This window comes from Rhodoferax sp. (assembly GCF_023700745.1).
In the GTDB taxonomy this organism is placed as follows: Bacteria; Pseudomonadota; Gammaproteobacteria; order Burkholderiales; family Burkholderiaceae_C; genus Rhodoferax.
In genome coordinates this window covers 17,350-32,447 of sequence record NZ_JAMPYG010000014.1, presented here as the reverse complement: position 1 = coordinate 32,447, position 15,098 = coordinate 17,350, and the positions used below count along the sequence as shown (strand labels likewise).

General features: G+C 62.4%; 14 protein-coding genes and 1 pseudogene. 6 read left to right on the top strand and 9 right to left on the bottom strand.

Features of this window, described 5'->3' with window-relative positions; all coding sequences use genetic code 11:
- The first annotated feature begins 2 nt into the window (after positions 1-2).
- The 3 genes and pseudogenes from NDJ10_RS11435 (at position 3) to NDJ10_RS11425 (ending at position 2,012) form a co-directional block, all read left to right on the top strand.
- A complete protein-coding gene (locus tag NDJ10_RS11435; protein WP_296162296.1) occupies positions 3-146 on the top strand; it encodes a hypothetical protein in 144 nt (47 codons plus the stop codon).
- A 69-nt stretch (positions 147-215) separates the two neighbouring features.
- Positions 216-528 (top strand): annotated as a pseudogene (locus tag NDJ10_RS15270) (DUF4147 domain-containing protein).
- A 245-nt stretch (positions 529-773) separates the two neighbouring features.
- A complete protein-coding gene (locus NDJ10_RS11425; protein WP_296162294.1) occupies positions 774-2,012 on the top strand; it encodes a cyclopropane-fatty-acyl-phospholipid synthase family protein in 1,239 nt (412 codons plus the stop codon).
- Positions 2,013-2,024: 12 nt separating this feature from the next.
- Here the strand turns inward: NDJ10_RS11425 and NDJ10_RS11420 are convergent, their stop codons facing one another.
- Entirely contained in the window at positions 2,025-2,555 is a 531-nt protein-coding gene (locus NDJ10_RS11420; protein WP_296162293.1) for a 2'-5' RNA ligase family protein, read from the bottom strand.
- A gap of 83 nt (positions 2,556-2,638) precedes the next feature.
- Between NDJ10_RS11420 and NDJ10_RS11415 the strand changes: the two genes are divergently transcribed.
- The gene (locus NDJ10_RS11415; RefSeq protein ID WP_296162292.1) at positions 2,639-3,091 is read left to right on the top strand and encodes an isoprenylcysteine carboxylmethyltransferase family protein; all 453 of its coding nucleotides are present in this window, start codon (positions 2,639-2,641) and stop codon (positions 3,089-3,091) included.
- A 10-nt stretch (positions 3,092-3,101) separates the two neighbouring features.
- Positions 3,102-3,872, top strand: a complete 771-nt coding sequence (locus NDJ10_RS11410; protein WP_296162283.1) for a YdcF family protein — start codon at positions 3,102-3,104, stop codon at positions 3,870-3,872.
- Between the two features lie 10 nt (positions 3,873-3,882).
- Here NDJ10_RS11410 and NDJ10_RS11405 read toward each other — a convergent pair whose 3' ends face one another.
- The gene (locus NDJ10_RS11405; RefSeq protein WP_296162281.1) at positions 3,883-5,190 is read right to left on the bottom strand and encodes a hemolysin family protein; all 1,308 of its coding nucleotides are present in this window, start codon (positions 5,188-5,190) and stop codon (positions 3,883-3,885) included.
- 24 nt (positions 5,191-5,214) lie between these two features.
- Here NDJ10_RS11405 and NDJ10_RS11400 point away from each other — a divergent pair, with 24 nt between their 5' ends.
- The gene (locus NDJ10_RS11400) at positions 5,215-6,060 is read left to right on the top strand and encodes a symmetrical bis(5'-nucleosyl)-tetraphosphatase (RefSeq protein WP_296162280.1); all 846 of its coding nucleotides are present in this window, start codon (positions 5,215-5,217) and stop codon (positions 6,058-6,060) included.
- Between the two features lie 10 nt (positions 6,061-6,070).
- Here the strand turns inward: NDJ10_RS11400 and NDJ10_RS11395 are convergent, their stop codons facing one another.
- The 7 genes from NDJ10_RS11395 to guaD all read right to left on the bottom strand — a co-directional run bounded on the left by NDJ10_RS11395 (position 6,071) and on the right by guaD (position 14,992).
- Positions 6,071-7,552 carry a DEAD/DEAH box helicase gene (locus tag NDJ10_RS11395; protein ID WP_296162278.1) on the bottom strand — a complete coding sequence of 494 codons (1,482 nt, stop codon included), beginning with the start codon at positions 7,550-7,552 and terminating at the stop codon, positions 6,071-6,073.
- 84 nt (positions 7,553-7,636) lie between these two features.
- The gene (locus NDJ10_RS11390; protein ID WP_296162277.1) at positions 7,637-8,500 is read right to left on the bottom strand and encodes a neutral zinc metallopeptidase; all 864 of its coding nucleotides are present in this window, start codon (positions 8,498-8,500) and stop codon (positions 7,637-7,639) included.
- A 20-nt stretch (positions 8,501-8,520) separates the two neighbouring features.
- Positions 8,521-9,090 carry a dCTP deaminase gene (gene dcd / locus NDJ10_RS11385; protein WP_296162275.1) on the bottom strand — a complete coding sequence of 190 codons (570 nt, stop codon included), beginning with the start codon at positions 9,088-9,090 and terminating at the stop codon, positions 8,521-8,523.
- Between the two features lie 48 nt (positions 9,091-9,138).
- The gene (locus NDJ10_RS11380; protein ID WP_296162273.1) at positions 9,139-10,359 is read right to left on the bottom strand and encodes an HlyD family efflux transporter periplasmic adaptor subunit; all 1,221 of its coding nucleotides are present in this window, start codon (positions 10,357-10,359) and stop codon (positions 9,139-9,141) included.
- Complete coding sequence (locus NDJ10_RS11375) at positions 10,356-12,725, bottom strand: FtsX-like permease family protein (protein ID WP_296162271.1); 2,370 nt, start codon at positions 12,723-12,725, stop codon at positions 10,356-10,358. The genes NDJ10_RS11380 and NDJ10_RS11375 overlap by 4 nt, the downstream gene beginning before the upstream one ends.
- A 7-nt stretch (positions 12,726-12,732) precedes the next feature.
- Positions 12,733-13,473 (bottom strand): ABC transporter ATP-binding protein, encoded by a 741-nt coding sequence (locus NDJ10_RS11370; RefSeq protein ID WP_296162270.1) that lies wholly within the window; start codon positions 13,471-13,473, stop codon positions 12,733-12,735.
- A 163-nt stretch (positions 13,474-13,636) separates the two neighbouring features.
- Complete coding sequence (guaD, locus tag NDJ10_RS11365) at positions 13,637-14,992, bottom strand: guanine deaminase (protein WP_296162268.1); 1,356 nt, start codon at positions 14,990-14,992, stop codon at positions 13,637-13,639.
- Positions 14,993-15,098: the final 106 nt, after the last annotated feature.

The following is a 15,098-nucleotide window of genomic DNA, read 5'->3' as shown; positions in this document are numbered from 1 at the left end:
CCATGTCCACCAACGGAATATTGCGCACCGCCCATGTGAGTGGCCTGCTGCGCCGCATGTATGAGACTGCCGTGGCGAGTGGCCGCACGGTGGTCGTCGGTGTCGGCAATGCCGTCGCCATGGCCGAGGCGTTTGAAACCCATTGACAGGGGCCTTTGAGCGGTGTGGTGGCTGTGCTGGTCGGTACCGATCTACCGTTGCGACATATCCGTGTCATGGAAGGCAGCCATCCGGTTCCTGACCAAACCAGCGTGGGTGATGCTACAGCCTTGATACAGGCCGTCTCGGGTCTGACACAAGACGACCTCGTCATTGCCTTGGCCTCTGGTGGCGTCGGCGTTTCCGGCGCGGGTCGTGACACTGCTGATTTCAGATATATCCGGTGACGACCCTGCACTCATTGCCTTGAGCCCCCATGCCGGATTTCAGTATCTGTGCGGATGCACTGGAAATTTTACGAAGGCACGGGATTTACCACTAGACCATCAGTTGAACAAGCCCTGGAGACGGGCACCTAGGTGTCTGTGAAGCCAGTAAGCCACATTCCAGCTTTGTTTCTTGTCCAATTTGCACCCTTCAAACGGTAACGTCTGAAACCGCAAGACTACGCCGCCCAGTTGAAGCACCAATGACAATTCGCAATTTGTGCCCGTGTGGGCGTTTTAGCATCCCGTCCCTTGGCATAGCAACACACCATGCCGCAGAGCAGGAGTGATCATGAATCGACACAAAGTTATTCTGACGCTGATCGCTGCAATCCTGGAGCGGGTTTGATGGGCGCCCATGCCGACCGCCTGGACACCGAGCACCACCGGATCGCCCATTACCTGGCAAGGCTGACACCTGCGTCAGAGATACCCCTGCGCCTGACGCTCTGGAACGGCATGCAGCATGACCTGGGGCCGCAGCCCACGGTGACGGTCAAGGTGCTGAGTCCGGGCGCGCTGCGGTTTTTTGTGCCGCCCAGCCTGGACAATCTGGCCGAGGGCTATGTCAAGGGCCACTTCGACGTGCTGGGGCAGGCAGCCGATATTGTCGAAGTGGCGGCCAGCCTGGCACAACATGGGGTGCCCATGCGTGGCCGTTTTGGCCGCCTGTTCAGCGCCCTGCGCCATGACCGGGGCAGGGACGCCCACGCCATTGCACACCATTACGACGTCTCCAACGACTTCTATCGCCTGTGGCTGGGCGATGACATGGTCTACTCCTGCGCCTACTTTCCGACCCAGACCGAGTCGCTGGAAGCAGCCCAGAACGCCAAGCTCGATCACATCCTGGGCAAGCTCATGCTCAAGCCGGGCGAGCGCCTGCTGGACATCGGCTGCGGCTGGGGCGCGCTGGCGATACGTGCCGCGCAAAAATACGGCGCCAGGGTGATCGGTGTCACCCTGTCCAAAAACCAATACACGCTGGCGTGCGTGCGCGTGGCGCAGGCCGGCCTGGCAGGCCAGGTCGAGATCCGGTTGCAGGACTACCGCGACATCGCTGCAGGTGATGGCCAATTTGACAAGATCACCTCAATCGGCATGTTCGAGCATGTGGGGCTGAACCACCTGACGGAGTACTTCACGCGCATCAACGCGCTCCTGAAGGACGGTGGCCTGGTACTGAACCATGGCATCACTTCCACCGACCCCGGCAGTGGTGCCGCGCCGCTGGGGGCTGCGAGCTTCATTGAGAAATATGTCTTCCCGAACGGCGAACTGCCACACATCGGCCTGGCGCTCCAGGACATGCAGAGCGCCAGGCTGGAAGCGCTTGACGTGGAGTGCCTGCGCCGCCACTACGCGCGCACGCTGGCGTGCTGGTCGGACAACTATGAGCGCCAGCAGGAAGCCATTCGCGCGCTGGTGAGCGAAACCACCTACCGGGTCTGGCGCATTTACCTCGCCGGCTGCGCCCATGCGTTTACACAAAACTGGGTGTCGCTCTACCAGGTGCTGGCCTGCAAGGCAGGCACCCGCGCAGAGCTGAACCCGACGCCCTGGTCACGCGCCTACATGTACGGATGAGACATCCAGTCGTCATGGGTACTGCCGAATCACCCGGTAGCGTGGCGCCTGAAGCCCGGTCGAGACCACCAGCGAAAAACCCCGCACCGGCCACCGCACGGGCGCCAATACGGCGGGTGCAATCGCCGCAGCGGCATGGCGCGCCAGTGTGACATGGACCACATAGGGCCGGGGATCAAGCGCCTGCGCAAGCCCGTCAAGTGCATGGCCGAGCCGATCGTGCAAGAGTCGCAGCGACATGGGAACGACCGGTGCACACAATACCGCCAGACCGTGGTCCCAAAGTCTGGGCTGGTCCAAAACCAGCTCGAAAGGCTGGAACGGCACCACAGCACAGGCGGCAATCGCTGCTGCTTTTTCAGTGGCCACATCGCCGATGAAATGCAGGGTGGCATGCCAGTCTGCCGGTGCGTATCGGATACAGCCCGGCGGCCATATCCATTGATTTGCATGCGCTGCCAGTTGCCCGCGGGTGGCTTCGTCAGGCCAGAGCGCCAAAAAAAGCCGCTGGGTTGGGACAACAGGAGGTTTGCCAGAGTTCATGGTGCCATTCTGATCGTGCAAGGACATTACAGTACCAACATTTGCATTTCAAGCAAAGCATCCTTCCAACCTGGCGCACGTACATGAAACCTCACACCCTTGGCACCTTGCTTGTGGCCCTTCAGTTTGGCGCCCTGGGGGCACTCGTCCTGTTGGCCGCCCCAAAGCTTGTGCAACAGCCACACCAGGCATGGGCATGGTTGGCAATTGGCTTGAGCGGGGGGGTCGGCTTGTGGGCGCTGCTGGCCAACCGGCCCGGCAACTTCAACATCCACCCGGCCCCGCGCGCTGACGGCAAGCTGATCGCGCATGGCCCCTACCGCTGGATTCGCCATCCCATGTACACGGCGGTGAGCTTGCTGGGCCTGGCCTGCGCACTGGCACTGGGTTCTGTGCTGGCCTGGCTGCTCTGGGCGGTTTTGTCGCTGGTGTTGCTGGTCAAGGCGCTGCTGGAAGAACGCTGGATGGCGGCGCTGCATCCGTCCTATGCGCACTACATGGCGCGTACCCGCCGCTTTATTCCGTTTCTTTTGTAACAAACCAAGCATGTTCATAGCCGCGAAATTGCTGGCGTTTCTGACCCAGCCACTGGCCTGGGTGGCGCTATTGATGCTGGCGGCCGTGCTGTACGTGGGTCAGCGTCCCCGATGGAGTCGGCGCCTGGGCTGGACGGCTATCACCCTGTTGTTGCTGATCGGCTGGGAGCCGCTGCCAGATGCGCTGCTCAGGCGACTGGAGACCCACTACCCGGCCCTGCCAGGCAATGCAGACTTGAAGGCCTACGCCGGTATCGTGGTGCTGGGCGGCGCGCTCGAATCTGCTTATGTCTGGACACACCACGGCCAAAGCGCGCTCAATGAAGCCGCCGAGCGCATGACCGAGGTACTGCCGCTGCTGCGCAGGCAGTCCGGCTTGCGGGTGCTGTTCACCGGCGGCGAAGGTGAGCTGTTTGGCAACGGCCTGTCAGAGGCCGCGCGTGCCGGGCAGTTTTTTGCCAGCCAGGGCATCCCTCCCCGGCAGCTGCTGTACGAGTCGGCCTCGCGCACCACGTTCGAAAACGCACTGCTGGGTAAAACCGTGCCCGGCGTCAACCCGGGGCAGCCCTGGCTGCTGATGACGTCGGCCTGGCACATGCCGCGCGCCATAGCCACCTTCAGCAAAACCGGCTGGAACGTGACCCCCTGCCCGGTGGACTTTCGCACCGGTCAACAAACACCCTGGACGCAGTACAGCATGGACAAAGGGGCAAGAAAATGGAAGCTTGCCTTGCATGAATGGCTCGGGCTGCTGGCTTACCGCATCAGCGGCAAAGCCTGAACCAACCTGGTCAGCCGTCCTGGCCGGAGTCGGGCGCACGGGTGGCCAGCACCTTGTCGACCCGCTTGCCGTCCAGGTCCACCACCTCGAATAACCAGTCTTCGCAGGCAATTTTCTCGCCCGTGACCGGCATGTGGCCGCTCACCGCCATCAGCAATCCGGCCAGCGTGTTGTATCGGCCACGTTCTTCCAGCGGCAGTTCATCCATGCCGAGCCGGGCCTTGAGTTCGCTGACCGGCATCATGCCGTCGAGCAGCCAGCTGCCATCATCGCGCTGCACCGCCCAGGCCTCGGTTTTGGCACTGGGTTGCAGCTCGCCGGTGATGGCTTCCAGCAGGTCATGGGGCGTGAGCAGGCCCTGCACCACGCCGTATTCGTCCACCACCAGCACCAGGCGGCCGACCTTGGCACGGAACTGCTCCAACAAGGCCATGCCGCTGAGGGTTTCGGGGACAAACACGGCCGTGGTCACATAGTCTTCGAGCGTGCCCGGCGCCTCCCTCCCCAGCGCCAGCATGTGGGCCACACTGATCTTGCCCACCACATCGTCCATCGAGCCGCGACACACCGGATACCAGGAATGGGCGCGCTGGGCACCATCGGCACCCACTTTTTGCAAGCCTTGCGCCACGCTGATGCCGGCATCGAGCCAATCGACCTCGGCGCGCGGCACCATCAGTGAGGTCAGAGGCCGGTCATCAAGGCCAAACACGTTTTGCACCATCTGGTGTTCGTGCTGTTCGATCACACCGGCGTCCACACCTTCTTCCAGGCTGGCAGAAATTTCTTCCTCGGTCATGGCACGCACCGCATTGGTGTCGATGCGCAGTAGCGTCAACATGGTGGCCGTCGATCCCGAGAGCAATTTGACAAACGGCCCGGCGGCACGCGCCAGCCACAACATGGGCCGTGACACCCAGCGCGATACCAATTCCGGATGCAGCTGACCAATACGTTTGGGCACCAGTTCGCCAAAAATAATGGTGGTGTAGGTGATAAGCGTCACAACCAGCGCTGTGGCGGCAAAGGCAGCCCCCTTCTCGGCCATACCCCAGCCCTGCAGCCAGTCGGCCAGCCCGTCACTGAACGCAGCCTCGCCGACGATGCCGTTGAGCACCCCAATCGAGGTAATGCCCACCTGCACCGTCGATAAAAACTGGTTCGGGTTGTCCAGCAGCGTCAGCGCTGCCTCTGCGCCTTTGTCGCCTGCTTCGGTCATGGCATTGAGACGCGATTTGCGACTCGCGGCCAGCGCCAGTTCCGACATGGCAAAAACACCATTGAGCAGCGTCAAAAAAATAATCAGCAAAATTTCCATGCATCACAAACGACAATGAACACCATGGCACTTTACATGATTGGCGACGTGCAAGGCTGCGACAACGCATTGCAACGTCTATTGAACAAAATTTCTTTCTCGCCCAGTCGCGACACACTCTACTTTCTGGGGGATCTGGTCAACCGTGGCCCCGATTCAGCGAGCGTGCTACGACGCCTGATGGGTTTTGGCGCCTCGGCGCAGTGCCTGCTCGGCAACCATGATCTGCATTTGCTGGCGGCGGCTGTGGGGGCGCGCAGGCCGAGCCGCAAGGACACGCTGGACAGTGTGCTACAGGCGCCCGACCGTGAAGCCATGCTGGCCTGGCTGCGCCAGCAGCGCATGGCATTTTTGCTGGAACAGCAAAACCATTCGTACCTGATGGTGCATGCCGGCGTGCTGCCGACATGGACTGCCAGCCAGACCATGGCGCTGGCCGGTGAGTTTGAAGCCGTGTTACGAGGCCCTGTCCTGGGCGACTTTTTGCAGCAGATGTACGGCAACAGCCCGAACCGGTGGGACGATGCATTGCAGGGCATTGACCGCTTGCGGATGATTGTGAACGCCTTGACGCGGCTGCGTTTTTGCACCGCCGAAGGGGTAATGGAATTCGAGACCAGTGACGGCGCCCACGCCGCTCCGGCCGGTTACCTGCCCTGGTATGACGTACCAGGACGCAAGACCCGCGATGTCACGGTGGCTTTTGGCCACTGGTCAACCCTGGGCTGGTTGGGCCGCGACGATTTGTTCGCGCTGGATTCCGGTTGCGTCTGGGGCGGGCACTTGAGTGCACTGAAACTGGGCACCGGCACGCCAACGCATGAACTGATCCAGGTGAAGTGCGAGCAGGCCCAAAAACCGGGCCTGTGACCCCTGGTGATCAGGCGGCCTGAAACAGCGCGGCGACCTTGCGCTTGGGTTTGATGTTGCTGGAAATGGTGCGCACACCTGGGCGCACAGCGGCTGCTTCCCAAGCGGGGGCGGCTTCTGGCGGCAACGAGGGTTCGTACGGTTTCTCAAAGAACGGATCCAGCGGTGCAGGGCGACTGCGCCGATGTTCGGAACGCTGGCCGCGGGCAAAATCCTCTGGTCGGCGCTGGTCGCTCCCGTCTTCACGGTAGAGTCGGCGGCCATCGTTGATGTGACCCTGCTTGCGGATGTCAGGCAGGTCTTCTTCGAACGACAGGGGTTCAAGCTCGATCTTGGTCTTGATCAGCTTCTCGATATCGGTCATCAGGCGCAAGTCGCTCTTGGCGACAAACGTCACCGCCAGCCCCGCCGCGCCAGCACGGCCGGTGCGGCCAATGCGGTGCACATAGTCTTCGGCGTGAAACGGAATATCAAAGTTGAACACCGCCGGCACATCCTTGATGTCGAGCCCGCGGGCGGCCACGTCGGTACAGACCAGCAGGTCGACCTCACCGCTTTTGAAGGCTTCGAGTGCTTTCAGGCGCTCATCCTGGCTCTTGTCACCATGCAAAGCGGTGGTTTTGAGGCCTTCACGCTCCAGCGACCGCGCCAGCCTGGCACAGCCGAGCTTGCTGTTGACAAACACGAACGCCTGTTTCATGCCGCGTTCACGCAGGATCTGGTGCAGTGCGCGGCGCTTGTCGTCACCCTCGACGCTGTAGAAATGCTGCTCGACAGTGGACGCCGTGGCATTGGAGCGCGCCACTTCAATCGTGACCGGGTCCTGCAGGTAGCTGCTGGCAAGGCGCTTGATTTCGGGTGAGAAAGTGGCAGAAAAAAGCAGGGTGATACGCTGCTTGGGCAGGTAGCTCAGAATGCGCTGCAGGTCTGGCAAAAAGCCGATGTCGAGCATGCGGTCGGCTTCGTCGAGCACCACGTATTCGACCTGGTTCAGCACCGCATTCTTGGCTTCAATGTGGTCCAGTAGGCGCCCGGGCGTGGCCACCAGCACCTCGACGCCCTTTTTCAGCTCGATGGTCTGCGGCTTCATATCCATGCCGCCAAACACCACCGCACTGCGCAAATTGGTGTACTTGCCGTACAGCTCAACCTGCTCGGCCACCTGCACGGCCAGTTCACGCGTGGGCAGCAGCACCAGCGCGCGCACCGGGTGGCGCGCAGGCGAGGTCGAGGCGTTTTCGTGCTTGAGCATGCGCTGCATCAGCGGCAGGGCAAAGGCTGCCGTTTTGCCGGTGCCGGTTTGTGCGGCACCCATCACATCGCGGCCCTGCAGCACCACGGGGATGGCCTGGGCCTGGATCGGGGTCATGGTCTCGTAACCCATCTCGGCCACCGCGCGGGCCAGAGGTGCGGCCAGTTGCAATTGGGCAAAGGCCATGATGGGGGTGTCAGAGGTCAGTTCAGCGGAAAATTCAGGGGTCAAATCGGTCATTCAATGCCAGGTTCAGATGCTATCGATCCGATAGCTGGAACTGTCCCCAAGGCAGGGGACAAAGACACTATTATCCTACAACGCTCACAATTGGCGCGCAGAGAAGGTATCGCACCCCTTGACACTGCCGTTTTTCAGCCCCGCATCGAACCAGCGCTGGCGCTGTGCGCTGGTGCCATGGGTAAAACTGTCGGGCACCACCTGGCCGGCACTGGCACGTTGCAAGGCATCATCGCCAATCCTGGCGGCGGCGTTCATGGCTTCTTCCACATCGCCCTGCTCCAGCAACTGGCGTGCCGCCTGCGCATGGTTGGCCCAGACACCAGACAAACAATCCGCCTGCAACTCCAGACGCACACTCAGGGCGTTGTATTCGGTCTGGCTGACCCGGCCACGCATCTGCTCCATTTTGCTGGTGATGCCCATCAGGTTTTGCACATGGTGACCCACCTCATGGGCAATCACATAGGCCTGGGCAAAATCGCCAGGCGCGCCCAACTGGTTTTTCAGGGTCTCGTAAAAGCCGAGGTCTATGTAAATATTCTGGTCTGCCGGGCAGTAGAACGGCCCCATCGCGGCCTGACCCTGGCCGCAGGCGGTGGACGTCATGCCGCGAAACAGCACCAGCTTGGGCTCCTGGTAAGTCGCCCCACTCTGGGTGAAGACTGCTTTCCAAACGTCCTCCGTGTCGGCCAGCACCGTGGACACAAACGCCGCCATACGATCATCTGCCGGGGGTTTTTGCGCTGGTGCCGATTGGCTCTGTAATTCTGAACTCCCACCGCTGAGCAGGTTCAGCACCGTCATCGGGCTGATTCCAAGAAAATACGACACCACCAGCGCGATAACCACCGAACCCAGGCCGATACCACGACCGCCCAAGCGGCCACCACCGCCGCTGCGGCGATCCTCGACGTTGTCCGACTGGCGGTTACCTTCCCATTTCATGGCACTTGCACTTTGGCTGCTCAGGCCTTGGGCAGGGTCACACCGCGCTGGCCCTGGTACTTGCCACCGCGGTCCTTGTAGCTGGTTTCACACACTTCATCACTCTCGAAAAACAGCACCTGGGCGCAGCCTTCACCCGCGTAAATCTTGGCCGGCAAGGGTGTGGTGTTGGAGAACTCAAGCGTCACATAACCTTCCCACTCGGGCTCGAACGGAGTCACGTTGACGATGATGCCGCAGCGTGCGTATGTGCTTTTGCCCAGGCAGATGGTGAGCACATTGCGCGGAATGCGGAAATACTCCACTGTGCGCGCCAGCGCAAAGCTGTTGGGCGGGATGATGCAGACATCATCGTGGAAGTCGACAAAGCTTTTTTCGTCAAAGTTCTTGGGGTCGACCACGGTACTGTGGATGTTGGTGAAGACCTTGAATTCGGGCGCGCAGCGAATGTCATAACCGTAGCTGCTGGTACCATAACTGACGATTTTGTTGCCAGCCGTGTCGTGGCGGATCTGGCCTGGTTCGAAGGGCTCGATCATGCCGTGCTGCTCGGCCATGCGGCGGATCCATTTATCGCTCTTGATAGTCATCGGGTTCAACTCCTGGGGTTGGCGCGATTGTAAGCAGGCGCCATCAGCCTACTCGTTGCGCAAGCGCACCGGCTGGCCGTCGGCAATCATGCTGCCGGGGTAAAGCAGCACGGTCTCGCCCTCGCGCAGGCCGCTTTTGAGCCAGGCCACATCGGCGTTGCGGTCAAAGAGTTGCACCGCCCGGGCGCGGGCGCGTCCTGCTTCCACCACAAAAACACGCCACTGCGCACCGTCACGCACCAGGGCAGCGGTGGCGACCAACAGGGCATCGGCCTGCTTGAACAGCGTGATGCGGGCATCAATGCGAAAGCCATCGCCCAGACGCTGCGCATCGGGTGCCGCAGTGTCAAGGCTCACGATCACATTCACGCGTTGCTCTTCGATACCCAGGGCCGACACCTTGGTGAACGCCACCGGCTCGATGCGTGCGACCTGGCCAGCCAGGTCCGGCGCGCCACTGCCCGGCGACAACTGCACCGGCGCACCAGGCTGAATCTGCCGCGCCTCACCCGACAGCACATCAATCACCGCTTCCATGGCTGCCGTGTTGCCAATCTCGAGCAAAGGCTGGCCGGCCGTCACCGTGACAGCACTGTCCTGGTACAACTTGAGCACCTGCCCGTCCACCGGGCTCTTCAGCGCCCAGCGGCCCGTGGGGCGGTCAGCTGCCGCGGGCTCGGCCCAGGCCAGGGCTGCGCGCGCTTCTGCCAACGAAAAGCCGGCCACGCCCTGCTCGGCCTGCGCGGCGCTGAGCGCCTGCTGCGCCGCCTGGCGGGCCAGCACGGCCTGATCACGTGCCGACGCAGAAATGAAATTGTCCTGCGCCAGCTTGGCCGCCCGCTCGGCTTCCAGCGTGGCCTGCGCCAATGCGGTCTGCGCCCGCTGCACCTGCGCCGCGGCTGCGCGGCGCGCGGCCTCAGCACTGCCCACACGCTGCTGCAGCACGGTGCGCGTGCGCGCATCGATCATCTGCGGTGCCGCCGGCTCCAGGATAGCCACCACGCTACCCGTCTGCACGCTGTCGCCCACCTTGAGTGTGGGGCGCAGCAAGGCGGCCTGCGTGGGCGCGGTGATCTGATAGCGGTTTTTCAGGCGCAAGCGGCCGTCTTCTTCAATCACCTGCTCAAAACTGCCGGTGGTCACGGTGGCGACCTCCACCATCAGCGCGCGTGGCCGGTAAACGGTATAGACCAGCGCAGCCGCCGCGGCCAGCAGCAGCGCCGCACCGATCCAGCGTTGGTACTTTTTCCAGGGAGTTTTCTCATTCATTCGCGTACCTTTAAAACAGCCACCAGGTCCAGCTGGTCGATCTTGCGGCGCACCAGCAGCGCGCTGGCCATGCCGGCGGCCAGCACGATCAGCGCCGCCGAAGCATAGGTGGACGACTCAATGATGACCGGAAAGTCGATGCTGTCGGATGACATCAGCTGCATCATCAACGCGGCCAGTCCCCAGCCTGCCAGTAAGCCGATGGGCAGTGCCAGCAGCAGTTCGGCGCCGAGTTCGGCCAGCAGCAGCACCGACACCTCGGCACGTGTCATGCCCAGCACGCGCAGGCTCGCCAGCTCCCAGGCGCGCTCCGACAGCGAAATGCGCGCCGCGTTGTAGATGATGCCGACGGCCATGGCGACTGCAAACAGCGTCAGGATGCTGCTGAAGATGCCCATGGTGCGCGAGGTGGTCTTGTTAAAATTGGCCAGTGAGCCCGCCTTGTCGAACACCGAATTGATCACCGGGGCGGCCTTGACTGCCTCCCAGAACAAGCCCATGGCCTGCGGGTCCACCTGCAGCGCCGCATCGGCCACGCCGTCGCCATCGCGCGCCAGCCGGTTCATCGCGTCCAGGTTCATGTAAAGCAGCTTGCCAAACATGGTCTGAACGATATCGACCACCTCAACCTCGGTGTGCACCTGATTCCACAAGCGGAACTCAAGCGCGAGGCGGTCACCCACGCGCGCGCCGAGCTCGCGTGCCAGCATGGCGGAAAGCACCACACCGTGCGCCGGCATGTCGACCGCACCACGCTGCTCATCGACCACGCGCAGCAACTGCGCGTCGCTGCGAAAGCCGGTGAGCGCCGTGTCTTCGATGCGGCCGTGCAGACGCACCCGCACCGGCTCGCTGCGGTAGGGCTCGGCGCTGATCACACCGGGCAGGCGCTGCAGGTCTTGCGCCACGCTCAGCGGCACCGGCTGGTGAAAGTTGACCAGCACATCGCCCTGCTGCACCTGACGGAATTGCACGTCGACGATATGGGCAATGGCATCGAGCCAGAACGCGCCCGAAATCTGCAGCGCCACAGCCAGCGCAATGCCAGTCACGGTGAAAGCGGCACGCAACGGACGGCGTTCGAAATTGCGGATCACCATCATGGCGCCGGTGCTGACGAAGCGGCCAAGGCCCAGATGCTCGATCAGCGTAGGCCGGTAGGCCAGCGGAGACGGGGGCTGCATGGCCTGAGCCGGACTCAGGCGCACCACCGCACGTATCGCCGTCCAGGTGCCAAGGGCGGCAGCGACAGCAGCGATCAGTGCCGACGCCACGATCAGCCAGGGGCTCATCACGTAGGCCAGCTGGTTAAAGCGGAACACTTCGTCGTACAGGCCCAGCATGCCTTGCCCGATCAACTCACTCAAGGCCAGCCCGGCGGCCACGCCCAGACCGGCGATGGCAAACGCCAGCTGGATGTAGTGCCAGGCGATCGCACCATCGGCGTATCCCAAGGCCTTGAGTGCAGCAATCTGGCTGCGCTGCGTGGCCACCTGGCGGCTCAGCACCACGTTGAGGATGAACATCGCCACCGCCAGAAAGATCGACGGCAGCACGGTGCCCATCACCTTGAGCTGGGAAAGCTCATCGGTCACGATCTTGGACGACAACTGCTTGTCGCGCCCGACCGCGCCAATCGCGCCATAGGGCGTCAACAGCCGGTCCACACGTTCCAGTACCGGCGCCACCGCCACACCGGCATCCAGCCGCAGCGCCACCTGGTTGAAGGCGCCCTGCATGTCGAAGGCATGGACCATGCGCTCCTCGTCGATCCACCAGATGCCAAACTGCTGGTCGTCTGGCGCGCCGCCTTGCGACGCGAAGACGTACTCGGGCGATGCCACCGTACCCACCAGCAACACGCGTTCGCGTTTGCCGTTGAGGATGGCGTGCACGGTGTCACCAGGGTTCAGACTGCGCGCCGCGGCAAAACGGTCGCTGACCAGTGCCTCCAGCGCCTCACCCGGCTCGGGCCAGCGCCCGCGCTTGAGCGTGAGCGCATTGAGCCCCTGGCGATGGGCCTGCAGACGCGCCAGATCGACGCCGATGAAGCGTCCGGTGACGGGTGGCGCCACGCCGGGCAGACCAATCTGCGCGTCAAACACCACGTCCAGCTTGACCTCGGCCACCCCGTCCAGCGCAGCCAGCCGCTCGTGCAGGTGCACCGGTGCCCGCTTGACATTGGCAAACACGTCGGCCAGCCGGTTGTCGCGGTAGAACGCGTCACGCGAGCCCTTGAGCGATTCGTGAACGGAAAACATGCCGACAAAACCGGCCACGCCAATCGCCACCACCAGCGCAATCGTCACCGCCTGCGCACGCAGGCGCATCAGGTCGCGCCAAAGCTTGATGTGGATGGCTTTCATGGCAGGTTCACCAGTTCAGGCTGGACGCCGCCACCTTGTGGCGATTGACGCGGGTTTCGACGATGCGGCCGTCAGCCAGACGCAACACACGGTCGGCCATGTCGGCAATCGGAGCGTTGTGGGTGATCACAACGGTGGTGGTGCCGAGTTCGCGGTTCACCTGCTCGATGGCCTGCAACACCATGACGCCGGTGGCGCAGTCGAGGGCACCGGTCGGTTCGTCGCACAGCAACACCTCGGGCTGCTTGGCGATGGCGCGTGCAATCGCCACGCGCTGCTGCTCGCCGCCCGAGAGCTGCGACACGAAGTGGTTCTGGCGCGCGGCCAGGCCCACCAGCGCCAGCGCGTCTGCGGGTTGCATCGGGTGGTCGGCCAGGTCGGTCACCAGCGCCACGTTTTCACGCGCCGTCAGGCTCGGGATCAGGTTGTAGAACTGGAACACAAAACCCACATGCTCGCGCCGGTAACGCGTGAGCTCGGCATCGTCGGCGCCAATCAGTTCGTGCGAATGACCGGCATAATTCCAGCGCGCCGAACCGCTGGTGGCCGAGTCCAGGCCGCCCAGAATGTTGAGCAGGGTCGACTTGCCGCTGCCAGACGCACCGAGCAGCACCACAAACTCCCCGCGCACAATGTCCAGGTCGACGCCGCGCAGCGCATGCACTGCGGCTTCGCCTTCGCCATAGATTTTGGTCAACCCCCGAGCCATGAAAACCAGCGGGGGATCAGCGGTTGAGGTGTCCATCATGTCCTGCGCAAATTGAAAATTCGCATATGCCAAACAGCACGCGATGAATTCTCTCCAGAATGCAGCAACCAGGGATTGCGTTATGTCGGCTTTTGAGAAAGTAAGTTTTCACATGGGCGACAAAAATGAAACTCGGATGAACCGTGCGCCCTGACTGAACTTGTCAACGGAAACTGAACATCATCGGATCGCAGCTCTCAATGGCTTGCGAAATCACCGTTCGTTCTACCAGGCGGTCATCACCCAGCACAATCATTGAAAACAGGAGCTCATCGAGATTGGCCGCCAATGCCGTCCTGCGCGCCAGCAGCGGGGTGGCCTGCGGGTTCAACACCACAAAATCAGCCTCGCAACCCGGTTGCAAGTTGCCCACCAGGCCTTTGAGGCCGAGCGCCTGTGCCGCCCCCGCCGTGTGCTGCCACCACAAATGCTGCGGACCCAAACTCAAGCCCGGTTTGGTCTGCCCTTCCCGTCCGACATAGTAGGCCGCCAGCATGGTGTGAAACGGACTGAAGCTGGTGCCACCCCCCACGTCGCTGGCCAGCCCGTACGGGAAACCGACCCGGTCAGCGCCAGCATAGTCAAAAAAACCACTGCCCAGAAACAAGTTGCTGGTCGGGCAAACCGCGGCGGCCGCACCGGTGTCGCGCATCAGGGCGCGGTCAGCGTCATCCAAATGGATGCAGTGGGCGTAGATGGCACGTTCGCGTAGCAGGCCGAAGTCGGCATAGGTGGCCAGGTAGCTGCGTGAGGCCGGAAACAAGGCGCGCGCCCAGGCGATTTCTGCCTTATTTTCGGCCGCATGCGACTGGATCCAGACGTCAGGGTACATGGCGGCCAACTCGCCCGAACCGCGCAACTGGGCATCGGAACAGCTGGGCGCAAAGCGCGGCGTGATGGCGTAGCCAAGCCGGTCAACGCCATGCCATTGCCGGATCAACGCCTCAGAGTCCAGCAGACTTTGCTCGGTGGCGTCAAGCTTGCCCGGCGCAGTCGGCTGGTTCAGCACATCAGCCGCTGCGTGGCGGTCCATCAGGCACAGGCCGGTGATCAGCCGCATGCGATGCTTGTGTGCCTCGGTAAAAAAGGCCTGCACCGATGCCGGGTGCGAGGTGGCGAAGGTGAGCGCAGTGGTAACGCCCTGGCGCAGCAACTCCGCAATGAAGAATTGCGCGGCCTCGGTGCTGTATTGAGGCGATGAAAAACGCTTTTCTTCAGGGAAAGTGTAGTTTTCCAGCCAGGGCAGCAAACTTTCAGCAGGCGAGCCGATGACATTGGCTTGCGGGTAGTGGCTGTGCAGATCGACAAAACCGGGGGCAATGATGCGACCCGACCAATGTGTCACGGCCAGATCGGGATAACGCGCATGCAGCGCGCGGTAAGGTCCGACCGCCTGCACCACCTGCAGGCCCTGCGCGTTGGGGCCGACCACCAACAGCCCGTCTTCGTCATACATGGCGGCATGGCGTGGTTCACGGTCAGTGGCAAAGCGGAGGATGGCAGCACGGTAGGCTTTCATAGGCAGTAGAGCTTACCCAACTTTGGAATTTCTGAACCATGGGTTGCCACGCTTCGCTCGCGATGACAGCTGAAAATCGTCATTGCGAACAAAGTGAAGCCGTCCA